This is a genomic window from Pseudomonas sp. MF08817 (assembly GCF_059862705.1).
This window is the reverse complement of record NZ_JCBCUY010000018.1, coordinates 1-13,652: the sequence shown is the minus strand read 5'-3', so window position 1 is coordinate 13,652 and position 13,652 is coordinate 1. Positions and strand designations below refer to the sequence as shown.

General features: G+C 58.6%; 15 protein-coding genes, 1 tRNA gene and 1 pseudogene. 15 read left to right on the top strand and 2 right to left on the bottom strand.

The annotated features are described in order from the left end of the window. Nucleotides 1–29 precede the first annotated feature (29 nt). The 15 genes from aspS to AC19YR_RS12900 all read left to right on the top strand — a co-directional run bounded on the left by aspS (nucleotide 30) and on the right by AC19YR_RS12900 (nucleotide 12,320). Nucleotides 30–1,805 carry an aspartate--tRNA ligase gene (gene aspS, locus AC19YR_RS12970; protein ID WP_095106622.1) on the top strand — a complete coding sequence of 592 codons (1,776 nt, stop codon included), beginning with the start codon at nucleotides 30–32 and terminating at the stop codon, nucleotides 1,803–1,805. A 145-nt stretch (nucleotides 1,806–1,950) separates the two neighbouring features. Next, complete coding sequence (locus AC19YR_RS12965; protein WP_500598728.1) at nucleotides 1,951–2,697, top strand: YebC/PmpR family DNA-binding transcriptional regulator; 747 nt, start codon at nucleotides 1,951–1,953, stop codon at nucleotides 2,695–2,697. A gap of 140 nt (nucleotides 2,698–2,837) precedes the next feature. Next, nucleotides 2,838–3,362: a crossover junction endodeoxyribonuclease RuvC gene (gene ruvC, locus AC19YR_RS12960; RefSeq protein WP_095106626.1), complete on the top strand. Its 525-nt coding sequence runs from the start codon at nucleotides 2,838–2,840 to the stop codon at nucleotides 3,360–3,362. A gap of 115 nt (nucleotides 3,363–3,477) precedes the next feature. Further along, nucleotides 3,478–4,086: a Holliday junction branch migration protein RuvA gene (gene ruvA / locus AC19YR_RS12955; RefSeq protein ID WP_095106628.1), complete on the top strand. Its 609-nt coding sequence runs from the start codon at nucleotides 3,478–3,480 to the stop codon at nucleotides 4,084–4,086. After that, entirely contained in the window at nucleotides 4,087–5,148 is a 1,062-nt protein-coding gene (gene ruvB / locus AC19YR_RS12950; RefSeq protein WP_500598726.1) for a Holliday junction branch migration DNA helicase RuvB, read from the top strand. It begins immediately after the preceding gene. A gap of 139 nt (nucleotides 5,149–5,287) precedes the next feature. Then, nucleotides 5,288–5,755, top strand: a complete 468-nt coding sequence (gene ybgC, locus AC19YR_RS12945) for a tol-pal system-associated acyl-CoA thioesterase (protein WP_095106632.1) — start codon at nucleotides 5,288–5,290, stop codon at nucleotides 5,753–5,755. Next, nucleotides 5,745–6,440 (top strand): protein TolQ, encoded by a 696-nt coding sequence (tolQ, locus tag AC19YR_RS12940; RefSeq protein WP_095106634.1) that lies wholly within the window; start codon nucleotides 5,745–5,747, stop codon nucleotides 6,438–6,440. Before ybgC ends, tolQ begins: the two co-directional genes overlap by 11 nt. Nucleotides 6,441–6,463: 23 nt before the next feature. Continuing rightward, entirely contained in the window at nucleotides 6,464–6,916 is a 453-nt protein-coding gene (gene tolR / locus AC19YR_RS12935; protein ID WP_161955761.1) for a protein TolR, read from the top strand. After that, on the top strand, nucleotides 6,916–7,995 hold the full coding sequence (gene tolA / locus AC19YR_RS12930) for a cell envelope integrity protein TolA (RefSeq protein ID WP_095106636.1): 1,080 nt from the start codon (nucleotides 6,916–6,918) through the stop codon (nucleotides 7,993–7,995). The genes tolR and tolA overlap by 1 nt, the downstream gene beginning before the upstream one ends. A gap of 17 nt (nucleotides 7,996–8,012) precedes the next feature. Continuing rightward, nucleotides 8,013–9,293, top strand: a complete 1,281-nt coding sequence (tolB, locus tag AC19YR_RS12925) for a Tol-Pal system beta propeller repeat protein TolB (protein ID WP_176465027.1) — start codon at nucleotides 8,013–8,015, stop codon at nucleotides 9,291–9,293. Between the two features lie 52 nt (nucleotides 9,294–9,345). Further along, nucleotides 9,346–9,843: a peptidoglycan-associated lipoprotein Pal gene (pal, locus tag AC19YR_RS12920; RefSeq protein ID WP_003178634.1), complete on the top strand. Its 498-nt coding sequence runs from the start codon at nucleotides 9,346–9,348 to the stop codon at nucleotides 9,841–9,843. Between the two features lie 6 nt (nucleotides 9,844–9,849). Beyond that, the gene (gene ybgF, locus AC19YR_RS12915) at nucleotides 9,850–10,674 is read left to right on the top strand and encodes a tol-pal system protein YbgF (RefSeq protein ID WP_500598723.1); all 825 of its coding nucleotides are present in this window, start codon (nucleotides 9,850–9,852) and stop codon (nucleotides 10,672–10,674) included. A 166-nt stretch (nucleotides 10,675–10,840) separates the two neighbouring features. Then, nucleotides 10,841–11,488, top strand: coding sequence for a 7-carboxy-7-deazaguanine synthase QueE (gene queE / locus AC19YR_RS12910; protein WP_500598722.1), 648 nt, complete (start codon nucleotides 10,841–10,843; stop codon nucleotides 11,486–11,488). Between the two features lies 1 nt (nucleotide 11,489). Continuing rightward, nucleotides 11,490–12,182 (top strand): 7-cyano-7-deazaguanine synthase QueC, encoded by a 693-nt coding sequence (gene queC, locus AC19YR_RS12905; protein WP_500598721.1) that lies wholly within the window; start codon nucleotides 11,490–11,492, stop codon nucleotides 12,180–12,182. 62 nt (nucleotides 12,183–12,244) lie between these two features. Then, nucleotides 12,245–12,320 (top strand) — tRNA-Lys (locus AC19YR_RS12900). A gap of 71 nt (nucleotides 12,321–12,391) precedes the next feature. Here AC19YR_RS12900 and AC19YR_RS12895 read toward each other — a convergent pair. Beyond that, nucleotides 12,392–13,450 (bottom strand): ATP-grasp domain-containing protein, encoded by a 1,059-nt coding sequence (locus AC19YR_RS12895; protein ID WP_500598720.1) that lies wholly within the window; start codon nucleotides 13,448–13,450, stop codon nucleotides 12,392–12,394. Nucleotides 13,451–13,524: 74 nt separating this feature from the next. After that, nucleotides 13,525–13,652, bottom strand: a pseudogene (locus tag AC19YR_RS12890) (IS5/IS1182 family transposase); the annotation flags it as partial.

Below are 13,652 nucleotides of genomic sequence, written 5' to 3'. Positions count from 1 at the left end.
GTCGAATTACGAGAAGTGAAATCACCATCATGATGCGCAGCCATTATTGCGGCCAACTGAACGAGAGCCTGGAAGGTCAGGAAATTACCCTTTGCGGATGGGTCCACCGTCGTCGCGACCATGGCGGGGTGATTTTCCTCGATATCCGTGATCGTGATGGTCTGGCCCAGGTGGTATTCGATCCGGACCGCGCCGAAACCTTCGCCGCTGCCGACCGTGTGCGCAGCGAGTACGTGGTCAAGGTCACCGGCAAGGTGCGCCTGCGTCCGGCCGGTGCCGGCAACGCCAACATGGCTTCGGGCATGATCGAAGTGCTGGGTTATGAACTCGAAGTGTTGAACGAAGCGGAAACCCCGCCGTTCCCGCTCAACGAGTTCTCTGATGTTGGCGAGGAAACCCGCCTGCGCTACCGCTTCATCGACCTGCGTCGCCCGGAAATGCTCGAGAAGCTGCGCCTGCGTTCGCGCATGACCACCAGCATCCGCCGCTACCTGGACGAGAACGGCTTCCTCGACGTCGAGACGCCGATCCTTACCCGTGCCACGCCCGAGGGTGCCCGCGACTACCTGGTGCCAAGCCGCACCCACGCCGGCAGCTTCTTTGCCTTGCCGCAATCGCCACAGCTCTTCAAACAGCTGTTGATGGTCGCCGGCTTCGATCGCTACTACCAGATCGCCAAGTGCTTCCGTGACGAGGACCTGCGTGCCGACCGCCAGCCGGAATTCACCCAGATCGACATCGAAACCAGTTTCCTCGATGAAAAAGACATCATGGGCCTGACCGAAGGCATGATCCGCAACCTGTTCAAGGAAGTGCTGGATCTGGAATTCGGCGAGTTCCCGCACATGACCTGGGAAGAGGCCATGCGCCGCTATGGTTCCGACAAGCCTGACCTGCGTAACCCGCTGGAACTGGTGGACGTTGCCGACCAGCTCAAGGACGTCGACTTCAAGGTGTTCAGCGGCCCAGCCAACGACCCGAAAAGCCGCATTGCGGCTCTGCGCGTTCCGGGCGGGGCGAGCATGCCGCGCAGCAAGATCGACGACTACACCAAGTTCGTCGGCATCTACGGTGCCAAGGGCCTGGCGTACATCAAGGTCAACGAGCGCGCCAAAGGTGTCGAAGGTTTGCAGTCGCCTATCGTCAAGAACATCCCCGAGGCCAACCTCAATGTGATCCTCGATCGCGTTGGCGCAGTCGATGGCGATATCGTGTTCTTCGGTGCCGACAAGGCCAAGATCGTCAGCGAGGCCCTGGGTGCACTGCGGATCAAGGTCGGTAACGACCTGAACCTGCTGACCTGCGAATGGGCGCCAATGTGGGTCGTCGACTTCCCGATGTTTGAAGAGAACGACGACGGCAGCTTCACTGCGCTGCACCACCCGTTCACTGCACCCAAGTGCACCCCGGCCGAACTGGAAGCGAATCCGGCGACCGCGTTGTCCCGTGCCTACGACATGGTGCTCAACGGCACCGAGCTGGGTGGCGGTTCGATCCGTATCCACCGTAAGGAAATGCAGCAATCGGTATTCCGCCTGCTGGGGATCAGCGAAGCGGAACAGGAAGAGAAGTTCGGCTTCCTGCTCGATGCCCTGAAGTACGGTGCTCCGCCCCACGGTGGCCTGGCCTTTGGCCTGGATCGCCTGGTGATGTTGATGACCGGTGCGCAGTCCATCCGTGAAGTGATCGCGTTCCCGAAAACCCAGAGCGCTGCGTGCGTCATGACCCAGGCCCCAGGCCTGGTGGACGCCAAGGCCCTGCGTGAACTGCACATTCGCCTGCGTGAACAGCCCAAGGCTGAGTAAGGGCGAACGGGCGGGCTGCCTGAAGGCGCGGTAGTTTTCATGCAGTCTGCTAAGGCGCATCTTCGGATGCGCCTTTGCGTTATGCGGTTTGAATCCTGCCTGGGGCAGGGCGTGTGAGGTTGTTTAAGAATTCTGGAGTCGTGTTATGGCTGGCCATTCCAAGTGGGCGAACATCAAGCACCGCAAAGAGCGTCAGGATGCCAAGAAAGGCAAGATTTTCACCAAGTGGATCCGTGAGTTGACGGTCGCTGCCCGCCAGGGCGGCGGCGATCCGGGCTCCAACCCGCGTTTGCGCCTGGCCTTGGATAAAGCCCTGGGCGCGAACATGAGCCGCGATATCATCGACCGCGCCGTGGCGCGTGGCGCGGGGGCTGCGGACACCGACGACATGGTCGAGCTGACCTACGAAGGCTACGGCCCGGGCGGCGTGGCGGTGATGGTCGAGTGCATGACCGACAACCGCAATCGCACGGCCGCGGCGGTGCGCCACGCTTTCAGCAAGTGTGGCGGCAACCTGGGCACCGACGGTTCGGTGGCCTATCTGTTCGAGCGCAAGGGGCAGATCAACTTCGCGCCAGGCACCGACGAAGACGCGCTGATGGAAGCGGCGATGGAGGCCGATGCCGACGACGTGGTGACCAACGACGACGGTTCCATCGACGTGTTTACCTCGTTCTCCAGCTTCTATGCGGTGCGTAATGCCCTCGAGGCCGCAGGCTTCAAGGCGGCGGATGCGGAAATCGTCATGTTGCCCACCACCAGCGCCGAGCTGGACCTGGAGGGCGCCGAAAAGGTGCTCAAGCTGATCGACATGCTGGAAGACCTGGACGACGTGCAGAACGTCTACTCCAACGCCGACATTGCCGAGTCGGTGGCCGAACAGTTGGGTTGATGGCTTCAAACCTTCGGGTGGCTTGCCCGCAATTGTGTGGCCTCGTTGCAACTGATCCACTGAGGCGGTTGTATCGCGTGCAAGCCTGTACCCACCGCCGGCGCTATGCTGGCTCAATTTCCCTCCGACCCGCAGGCGTTATGACTCTTATTCTTGGCATCGACCCTGGCTCACGTATCACTGGCTACGGCGTGGTACGCGATACCGGCCGCGGTTGTGTCTATGTGGCATCAGGGTGCATTCGTACCGGTGCTGGCGAATTGCCCGAACGCTTACAAATCGTCTATCGCGGCGTGCGCGAGGTGATCCAGACCTACGGGCCGGTCACCATGGGCATTGAAAAAGTGTTTATGGCGCGCAACGCCGACTCGGCCTTGAAGTTGGGCCAGGCCCGGGGCGCGGCGATTGTCGCGGGGGTGGAGGAAAGCCTGGAAATTGCCGAGTACACCGCCACCCAGGTTAAGCAGGCTGTGGCCGGGACGGGCGCGGCGAACAAGGAAGTGGTGCAGATGATGGTGATGCACTTGCTCAAGCTCACCACCAAACCGCAGATCGACGCCTCCGATGCCCTGGCGATCGCCATTTGCCATGCCCACACCCGTTCCAGCCTGTTGCCTCATGGCCTGGGAGCGGCACGTAGCCGTGGCGGTCGCTTGCGTCTCTGATAGCATCGGCGCAGTCATTTCGGAAGTTGAGTGTTTTGGGCCTGGGTTGTCGGCCGTTTCACTCACTCCGCTACCCGCCAGCCTTTGCGCTGGCCAACGCTCAGGGATCTGAAACGTGATTGGACGCTTGCGCGGCACCTTGGCTGAAAAACAGCCGCCGCACCTGATTCTGGATGTAAACGGCCTGGGGTATGAGTTGGAAGTGCCCATGACCACGCTTTATCGACTACCGTCGATCGGTGAGCCCATCACGCTGCACACCCATTTGGTGGTGCGCGAGGATGCCCAGTTGCTTTATGGCTTCATTGGCAAGCGTGACCGCGATTTTTTCCGCGAGCTGATTCGCCTTAACGGCGTCGGCCCCAAGTTGGCCCTGGCATTGATGTCGAGCCTGGAAGTCGATGAGCTGGTGCGTTGCGTGCAGGCCCAGGACACCTCGGCGCTGACCAAGGTACCGGGCGTGGGCAAGAAAACCGCCGAGCGCCTGCTTGTGGAACTCAAGGACCGCTTCAAGGCCTGGGAGACCGTGCCGAATATGTTTGCCTTGGTGCCGAATCAGCCGGATGCGCCGATCCCCGTGGCCACCGCTGAAAATGATGCGGTTAGTGCGTTGATTTCCCTGGGCTACAAGCCGGCGGAAGCCAGCAAGGCGATTTCCGCCATCAAGGAGAAAGGTTTGAGCAGCGAAGACATGATCCGCCGTGCCCTGAAGGGAATGATTTAAGTGATTGAAGCTGATCGTCTGATTACCGCCAGCCCCGGCCCGCGGGACCGCGAGGAAGTCCAGGACCGGGCGATTCGCCCCGTCAGCCTGGCTGAATACATCGGCCAGCCCACGGTTCGCGAGCAAATGGAGTTGTTTATCCAGGCAGCACGCGGGCGCAATGAGTCCTTGGACCATACGCTGATCTTCGGCCCGCCAGGCCTGGGTAAGACCACCCTGGCCAATATCATTGCCCAGGAAATGGGCGTGTCGATCAAGAGCACCTCGGGCCCGGTGCTGGAACGCCCCGGTGACCTGGCGGCGCTGCTGACCAACCTCGAGCCGCACGATGTGCTCTTCATCGACGAAATCCATCGCCTGTCACCCATCGTCGAAGAAGTGCTGTACCCGGCCATGGAGGACTTCCAGCTCGACATCATGATCGGCGAGGGCCCGGCGGCACGCTCGATTAAGCTCGACCTGCCACCGTTCACCCTGGTGGGTGCCACCACGCGCGCGGGCATGCTCACCAACCCGCTGCGGGATCGTTTCGGCATCGTCCAGCGCCTGGAGTTCTACAGCACCGCCGACCTGGCCACCATCGTTAGTCGTTCGGCGGGCATCCTCGGGTTGCCGCTGGACCCTGAAGGCGCGTTCGAGATCGCCCGCCGTGCCCGGGGCACGCCACGGATCGCCAACCGCTTGTTGCGCCGGGTCCGTGACTTTGCCCAGGTCCGCGCCAAGGGGCATATCACCAAGGCGATTGCTGACCTGGCGCTGAACCTGCTGGATGTCGATGAGCGCGGTTTCGATCATCAGGACCGGCGCCTGCTGCTGACCATGATCGAGAAGTTCGATGGCGGGCCGGTGGGTGTCGACAGCCTGGCCGCCGCCATCAGCGAAGAACGCCACACCATTGAGGATGTGCTGGAGCCTTACCTGATCCAGCAGGGCTACATCATGCGCACACCGCGGGGGCGGGTGGTGACCCGGCACGCTTACCTGCATTTTGGCTTAAACATTCCGTCACGTATGGGCGACAGGCCTGTGGCAGACGAGTTTTTGGACGCTGTGGGCGATTAAAGGGTGTCTTGTCAGTGATTTATTTCTGCGTTGTGAGGTCTTATACGCTTCAGTGTCGGACTTTTCGCTTGAAAGGTGCGCAAGAATGGAAAAACAGTTGCCTGGCTGGATTGGCAACCTGAGGAGTAAGCACTAGAGTATGCGCGCGCAAAACGGGCTTGAGTCGTTCGCACATCGTTGTCGCGTTTATTACGAGGACACCGATGCCGGCGGCATCGTGTATTACGTTAATTACCTAAAGTTTATGGAGCGGGCTCGAACCGAGCGGCTACGTGAGTTGGGCTTTGCCCAATCGCAGCTGGCCGGCGAGGACCTGTTGTTCGTCGTGCATTCCAGCGAAGCGCGTTACCACGCCCCGGCGCGACTGGACGACGAGCTCCTGGTAAGTGCACAAGTAATCGAATTGAACCGGGCCAGCCTGCGCTTTTTGCAACAGGTCAGGCGAGCCACGGATAACGTGCTGCTCTGTGAAGGGCAGTTTTTGGTGGCCTGTGTGCGCGCCGATAGTTTGAAACCCCGGGCCATTCCCGAAGCTCTACGTGCGGCCTTTGCCGGCGTGAGCGGCGCGGGTAAACATTCAGAGCAGGAGATAAAGCGTGGAAGCTAACGTCGTCGACCATTCCTCCATGTGGAGCTTGGTCAGTAATGCCAGCATCGTTGTTCAGTTGGTAATGCTGACGCTGGTGGCCGCATCGGTCACTTCATGGGTCATGATTTTTCAGCGCAGCAACCTGCTGCGCGCCGGTCGACGTGCCCTGGAGAGCTTTGAAGAGCGCTTTTGGTCGGGTATCGATTTGTCCAAGCTCTATCGTCAGGCGGGCAGCAATCCCGATCCGGACTCGGGTGTGGAACAGATCTTCCGTGCCGGCTTCAAGGAATTCTCCCGCTTACGCCAGCAGCCCGGTGTAGACCCGGAAGCCGTAATGGAAGGCGTGGCCCGCGCCATGCGCGTGGCCATTTCCCGCGAGGAAGAAAAGCTCGAGCAAAGCCTGCCATTCCTGGCGACCGTGGGTTCTGTTAGCCCCTACATCGGCCTGTTCGGTACGGTCTGGGGGATCATGAACTCCTTCCGCGGTCTGGCCACCGCCCAGCAAGCGACCCTCGCCACCGTAGCACCAGGCATTGCCGAGGCCCTGATTGCCACCGCGATCGGTTTGTTCGCGGCCATTCCAGCCGTTATCGCCTACAACCGCTTTGCCGCGCGTAGCGAAACCCTGATTAGCCGCTACTACACCTTCGCCGATGAGTTCCAGGCGATCCTGCACCGCAAAGTGCACACCAGCGAAGAATAAGCAGGTATTTCCCGATGGCGTTAATCGCTAGAGCTCGCAAAAAGCGCAAGCCGGTTGCCGAGATGAACGTGGTGCCTTACATCGACGTGATGCTGGTGCTGCTGGTCATCTTCATGGTGACCGCGCCCATGCTCAATCAGGGCGTGAAGGTTGATCTGCCCAAGGTTTCCAGCGAAGCCTTGCCTCAGGACAACAACACCCAGGTCCTGACCATTTCGATCAAGGCTGACAAGACCTACTACTGGAACCTTGGCAGCGAAGTCGATACCGACAAGCAGCAGGACAAGGCCATGACCTTGCCGCAGATGACCGACGCGGTGACCAAGATCATTCGTGCCGGCAACGAAGGCGGCAAGCACACCCAAGTGTTCATTCGCGGGGATAAAACCGTCGATTACGGCGCGGTCATGGGGGCCATGGGCGGGTTGCAGAAAGCCGGGGTCGGTAATGTTGGCCTGATTACCGAGGCGCCCTGATGCAACAACAGCGAGAGCCCACGGCTTCGGAAAGCTACTTCTGGCCGAGTGTCTGGGCCATAGCCTTGCACGTTCTGGTATTTGGCATGCTGTTCGTCAGCTTTGCCTTTACGCCGGAGCTGCCGCCGGCCAAACCGATCGTCCAGGCGACCCTGTACCAGCTCAAGTCGAAAAGTCAGGCGACCACCCAGACCAATCAGAAGATTGCGGGTGAGGCGAAGAAATCCGCCGCGCGCCAGACCGAAGTCGAACAGATGGAACAGAAGAAGGTCGAGCAGGAAGCGGTAAAAGCTGCGGAACAAAAGAAAGAAGAGGCGGCTCAAAAGGCCGAGGAAGCAAAGAAGGCCGACGAGTCCAAGAAGGCTGACGAAGCGAAAAAGGCCGATGAGGCCAAGAAAGCCGACGAAGCCAAGAAGACCGCTGAGGCGAAAAAGGCTGAAGAGAAACAATTGGCTGATATAGCCAAGAAAAAAGCCGAAGAAGAAGCCAAGAAGCTGGCAGAAGAAGAGGCCAAGAAAAAGGCCGCTGAAGAAGCCAAGAAGAAAATAGTCGAAGACGCGAAGAAAAAAGCGGCTGACGACGCCAAGAAAAAAGCCGAAGCGGACGAGGCGAAAAAGAAAGTCGCCGAAGACGCCAAGAAGAAAGCGGCTGCCGACGCGGCCAAGAAAAAGGCAACGGAAGCAGCGCGCAAGTCGACCGAAGAGAAAAAGGCCCAGGCCTTGGCTGACTTGCTATCCGACACCCCGCAACGTCAGCAGGCTTTGGCCGACGAGCAGGGCGATGAAGTCGCCGGCAGTTTCGACGACCTGATTCGCGCCCGCGCTGCGGAAGGTTGGGCGCGTCCTCCTTCGGCCCGCAAGAACATGACGGTAGTGCTGCAAATCGGCATGTTGCCGGATGGAACGGTCACATCGGTAACGGTAGCCCGCTCCAGCGGTGATGGCCCGTTTGATAGCTCTGCGGTCGCGGCGGTCAAGAACATTGGTCGCCTGACGGAAATGCAGGGAATGAAGCCGAGCGATTTTGCTCCCTATCGTTCATTCAAGATGACATTCACACCTGAGGATCTAGCCTTGTGAGAAACCTTCTTCGAGGAATGCTTGTCGTTATTTGCTGCATGGCAGGCATGGCGGCGGCAGACGAAAAAAACATCCTGGTCACCAGCGGTAGCGATCGGGCCACCCCGATCGCGGTAGTGCCGTTCGGCTGGCAGGGCGGCAGCGTGCTGCCGGACGATATGGCGGAAATCATCGGCAACGACCTGCGCAACTCGGGTTACTACTCGCCGATCCCCAAGCAAAACATGATCGGCTTGCCCACTCAGGCTAGCGAAGTGATCTACCGCGACTGGAAGGCCCTGGGCGCCCAGTACATTATGGTCGGCAGCATTGTCCCGGCGGGCGGTCGCCTGCAGGTGCAATACGCGCTGTTCAACGTCTCTACCGAACAGCAAGTGCTGACCGGCAGCGTCTCGGGCAGTGTCGATCAGTTACGCGACATGGCCCACTACATCTCTGACCAGTCGTTTGAAAAACTCACCGGCATCAAGGGCGCGTTCTCTACTCGCATGCTGTACGTGACGGCCGAGCGTTTTTCGGTGAACAACACCCGCTACACCCTGCAGCGCTCCGACTATGACGGCGCCCGCGCAGTGACCCTGCTGCAATCGCGCGAGCCTATCCTGTCGCCGCGTTTCGCTCCCGATGGCAAGCGCATCGCTTATGTGTCGTTCGAGCAGAAGCGCCCGCGCATCTTCGTTCAGCACATCGACACCGGCCGTCGCGAGCAGATCACCAACTTCGAAGGCCTGAACGGCGCGCCATCTTGGTCGCCCGATGGTTCGCGACTGGCGTTCGTGCTGTCCAAGGACGGTAACCCGGATATTTATGTAATGAACCTGGGGTCGCGCCAGATTTCCCGCGTGACCAGCGGCCCAGGCATCAACACCGAACCGTTCTGGGGTAAGGATGGCTCGACCATCTACTTCACCTCCGACCGGGGCGGCAAACCGCAAATCTACAAAACCAGCGCGAGTGGCGGTGGTGCTGAGCGGGTGACTTTTATCGGTAACTACAACGCCAACCCTAAGTTGTCGGCCGATGAAAAGACCCTGGTGATGATTCACCGGCAGGAAGGCTTCACTAATTTCAAGGTCGCGGCCCAGGATTTGCAGCGCGGAAGCGTAAAAATCCTTACAGATAGCACACTTGATGAGTCGCCTACTGTTGCACCCAACGGCACCATGGTAATCTACGCCACCCGCCAGCAGGGCCGGGGAGTCTTGATGCTCGTGTCCATTAATGGACGCGTAAGGCTCCCGCTTCCTACCGCTCAAGGCGAAGTCAGAGAACCTTCCTGGTCCCCTTACCTGAACTGACGCGGCGCTACACGTTTTACTTAACACACTGGGGTTCATTAGGAGTTTCACGATGGAAATGCTGAAGTTTGGTAAGTTTGCTGCGCTGGCTCTGGCCATGGCTGTAGCTGTAGGTTGCTCGTCCAAAGGCGGCGACAACGCCGGTGAAGGCGCTGTTGATCCAAACGCTGGTTACGGCGCTAACACTGGTGCTGTAGATGGCTCCCTGAGCGAAGAAGCTGCTCTGCGCGCAATCACCACCTTCTACTTCGAATACGACAGCTCGGACCTGAAGCCAGAAGCCATGCGCGCTCTGGACGTTCATGCCAAAGACCTGAAAGCAAACGGCGCTCGCGTTGTTCTGGAAGGCAACACCGACGAACGTGGTACTCGTGAGTACAACATGGCACTGGGCGAGCGTCGTGCGAAAGCCGTTCAGCGCTACCTGGTACTGCAAGGTGTTTCCCCAGCTCAGCTGGAACTGGTTTCCTACGGCGAAGAGCGTCCAGTTGCTACCGGCAACGACGAGCAGTCCTGGGCTCAAAACCGTCGCGTCGAACTGCGTAAGTAATTCGTCATGCGAACGTGCCGTCGTGCTGTAACTGTTCTGGCTCTCAGCCTCGCACCGCTTGCGGTGTGGGCTGCGGTTCCTGTGGTCGATGACAACTCTGGCTATAACAATAGCGGGAGCAGTTATCCGCCTGCGGGTTACGGTACGAACGGCGCCTATGCCGGGGGAGGGGTTTCGACCCCTGTCTCGGCACAGGGCGAGCTGTTCAACCAACTGCAACAAATGCAGGAACAAATCGCACGCCAACAAGGTGTGATTGAAGTTCTGCAAAATGATGTCTCGCGCATGAAGCAGGAAAACCTGGAGCGATACCAGGATCTTGATCGGCGCATAGGAACCGGCGTTGCACCAGCCGCGACTCCTGATAATTCTTCTGCCGGTGGCGATGTCAATGCCGCCGGTGCAGCTGCCGCAGCGGCCAGCCAGGCCCCCGCAGCCAGTAGCGAGCCGGGTGACCCGGCGAAGGAAAAGCTTTATTACGACGCAGCCTTCGACCTGATTAAGGCCAAGGATTTCGACCGGGCCAGCCAGGCTTTCTCGGCGTTCCTGCGCAAGTATCCAAACAGTCAGTATGCGGGCAATGCCCAATACTGGCTGGGCGAAGTCAACCTGGCCAAAGGCGACCTGCAAGGTGCCGGCCAGGCATTCGCCAAGGTCAGCCAGCTCTATCCCAAGCACGCCAAAGTGCCGGATTCGCTGTATAAACTGGCCGATGTGGAACGCCGCCTGGGTCATGCCGATAAGGTAAAAGGTATCCTGCAGCAGGTTGTTGCCCAGTATCCGGGGACTTCTGCCGCACAACTGGCCCAGCGAGACTTGCAGCGCATGTAAGGCTTGTTTGCCAGAATCAAAGAAACCCGCGCTTGTCGCGGGTTTTTTCGTTAGAATCCACGCCCTTTTTATGAAACACGCTTCCTGGCGTTTGCGCGTTGGCGCGATGCCCTGAAGTGCCTGACGGAGGCGGACAGCCTGTTTAGCTGTTACGCCCGTGGCGACTATGCAAGACACATTGAGAATCACCGAAGTTTTTTACTCGTTGCAGGGTGAAACGCGCACGGCTGGCCTGCCCACAGTTTTTGTGCGGTTGACCGGCTGCCCTTTGCGTTGCCAATACTGTGACAGCGCCTACGCCTTCAGCGGCGGCACCCTTCGCACCCTCGACGACATCGTCGAGCAGGTTGCAGGCTTCAAGCCGCGCTACGTCTGCGTGACCGGCGGCGAGCCCTTGGCCCAACCCCATGCCATTCCCTTGCTCAAGCGCTTGTGCGATGCCGGTTACGAGGTCTCTCTGGAAACCAGTGGCGCCCTCGACGTATCGGCCGTGGATAGTCGCGTCAGCCGGGTTGTGGACCTGAAAACCCCTGGGTCGAAAGAGGCCCACCGCAACCGCTACGAAAACATCGAGCTGCTGACGCGCAACGATCAGGTCAAGTTCGTGATCTGTTCGCGCGAAGACTACGATTGGGCGGTGTCCAAGTTGATCCAATACGGCCTCGATCGTCGCGCCGGCGAAGTCTTGTTTTCGCCCAGCCATCACGACTTGAGCGCCCGCGACCTCGCGGACTGGATCGTGGCAGACAACTTGCCCGTACGTTTGCAGTTGCAATTGCACAAATATCTTTGGAACGACGAGCCGGGGCGCTGAAATGACTGAACAACTCAAAACAGAAGAAAAACGTGCGGTGATCCTGTTGTCCGGTGGCCTGGACTCGGCGACGGTAGTGGCCATGGCACGGGCCGAGGGCTATAGCTGCTACACCCTGAGTTTCGACTATGGCCAGCGCCACCGTGCCGAATTGGATGCCGCCGCTCGGGTCGCCCGTGATTTGGGCGCGGTCGAGCATAAAGTCATCGGTCTGAACTTCAATGGTATGGGCGGTTCCGCCCTGACTGACCGTTCTATCGACGTCCCCGAAGCGCCGAGTGAGGGAATTCCCGTCACCTACGTGCCAGCTCGCAATACCGTGTTTCTCTCCCTGGCGCTTGGCTGGGCTGAAGTGCTGGGTGCCCGTGACATCTTCATTGGCGTTAATGCGGTGGACTACTCCGGCTACCCGGACTGCCGTCCTGAGTTCGTCGAGGCATTCGAGCGCTTGGCCAACCTGGCGACCAAGGCGGGCGTGGAGGGGCAGGGCTTCCGCATCCAGGCTCCGCTGCAAAACCTCAGCAAGGCACAGATCGTTCAGGCCGGCGTGAAGCTGGGTGTGGACTACGGCCTTACCGTGTCTTGCTATCAGGCAGACGATAACGGCCATGCGTGTGGCAAATGCGATAGCTGTAGATTACGTGCGGACGGCTTCGCAGCGGCAGGAATCAGCGATCCAACACCTTATTTCTGATTTATTTCAAATAAGGTATTGAATAGTCCTTAAAAATCAGTATTATACGCGCACCACACAGCGGGTCGTTAGCTCAGTTGGTAGAGCAGTTGGCTTTTAACCAATTGGTCGTAGGTTCGAATCCCACACGACCCACCATTTTTAAGCAGTTTTGAAAGTCTGGAAGGCCCACGAAAGTGAGGATTTCCGGATTTTTTTTTGCCTGAAAATCAAGAGATGCGTACTTTCGACTCGATTGTCGATGTCAACTCAAGTAGTTGTGCACACAGATCTTCATATTCAGTCGCGCAGGCAACGACTTCACCTAAGAAGCCCGAGTTATCTTGTGGATTGTCCGTAACCTGATCTCCGGGTTGTTTTGCATATCGGTAATCCTGCACTTCGATGCCGAGCTCAGCGCCGACTCGTTCAATATCTGGAAGCGAGATCAACACTCCTGGCTTTGGTGCTTTAATCAGCCGAATTCCGGAGTAGCGCTGGGCAACAGGCGATTTTTCTTGAACGGCGCCAGTGACAGCCCACCTCACCCATGTGTCCCACGGGTTGAAATCTTTAAACGATAACGCCGCCAGGTCCCAAATACGCAGTCCAGCAGGACGCATGTTTGTTTCTACCGCCGCAGTGAACCCGCAACGCGAGAATATTTCGTTGTGATACGCACCGCCATTGGGCACAAGTCGCAGCATGTGATGTCCTGCCGTATCGATTTGTTGGCGGATGTCCCGTGGCAGCGGTGCGGGTACTATCTGTTGTACTTCTGCTCGATAGGTTCCCATGGTTGTTTGTTTTTCGGTGATCCACGTACACCCGGCCACATAATCCCAACTGTATTCTTGAGCATGCTCAATCAGTTCTTCGACGATAATTCCGGCGTCGTGATATTTCTCCAGATCTGACCAGATTGCCTCGCAATGTCCAAGTGACGGGACGACATAGCAACCGCGACTGTTTCCTTCGTTAGCCGGTTTTGCGAAAGCTCGCCCGCCGAGCTCAGCCACCACAGTCTGGAACTGCTCCTTTGATCGAACATGAACGCAACGGATGGGCTTGTATCCTGGCGGATGATTTGTGATCTGGGTGTCTCGGTTGCGAAAGATACGCTTGTCGAGGCCTGCAATTGCGTCGTGGGGCTCAACCCCAGGAAGCCCGAAATGCAGGGCAAGGTTTGCACCAAGCAGCACTCCTCGGTCGGAAAACGGCAGTATGCCAATCGGCTTCAGTTCGAGGCGGTCGAGTTCCAGGCATACCAATCGGGTCGATTCTTGCACGGCGTCATAAGCTAGGGTGCATGCAAACACTTCGTCGGCGGCTTGATAATCGGCGTCTTCGATTTTCTCTGTTACTAGGCTCTGTACGTAAAGTATTGTCGCAAGCACCGCATAGCGCAGGCCAATGAGACCATCGCCGCAAAACTTGTTGCGAGCTTGTCGAAGCGCGTCACGATGCGACGGTTCTCCTTCAGCCAGCCAA

Bases quoted from the DNA above. Each gene is read 5' to 3' on its own strand.
- tolB (WP_176465027.1), top strand. From the start codon at position 8,013: ATGCTTGTCGTTATTTGCTGCATGGCAGGCATGGCGGCGGCAGACGAA.
- AC19YR_RS12965 (WP_500598728.1), top strand. From the start codon at position 1,951: ATGGCTGGCCATTCCAAGTGGGCGAACATCAAGCACCGCAAAGAGCGT.
- queC (WP_500598721.1), top strand. From the start codon at position 11,490: ATGACTGAACAACTCAAAACAGAAGAAAAACGTGCGGTGATCCTGTTG.
- ybgC (WP_095106632.1), top strand. From the start codon at position 5,288: ATGCGCGCGCAAAACGGGCTTGAGTCGTTCGCACATCGTTGTCGCGTT.
- ruvC (WP_095106626.1), top strand. From the start codon at position 2,838: ATGACTCTTATTCTTGGCATCGACCCTGGCTCACGTATCACTGGCTAC.
- ybgF (WP_500598723.1), top strand. From the start codon at position 9,850: ATGCGAACGTGCCGTCGTGCTGTAACTGTTCTGGCTCTCAGCCTCGCA.
- queE (WP_500598722.1), top strand. From the start codon at position 10,841: ATGCAAGACACATTGAGAATCACCGAAGTTTTTTACTCGTTGCAGGGT.
- pal (WP_003178634.1), top strand. From the start codon at position 9,346: ATGGAAATGCTGAAGTTTGGTAAGTTTGCTGCGCTGGCTCTGGCCATG.
- tolA (WP_095106636.1), top strand. From the start codon at position 6,916: ATGCAACAACAGCGAGAGCCCACGGCTTCGGAAAGCTACTTCTGGCCG.
- aspS (WP_095106622.1), top strand. From the start codon at position 30: ATGATGCGCAGCCATTATTGCGGCCAACTGAACGAGAGCCTGGAAGGT.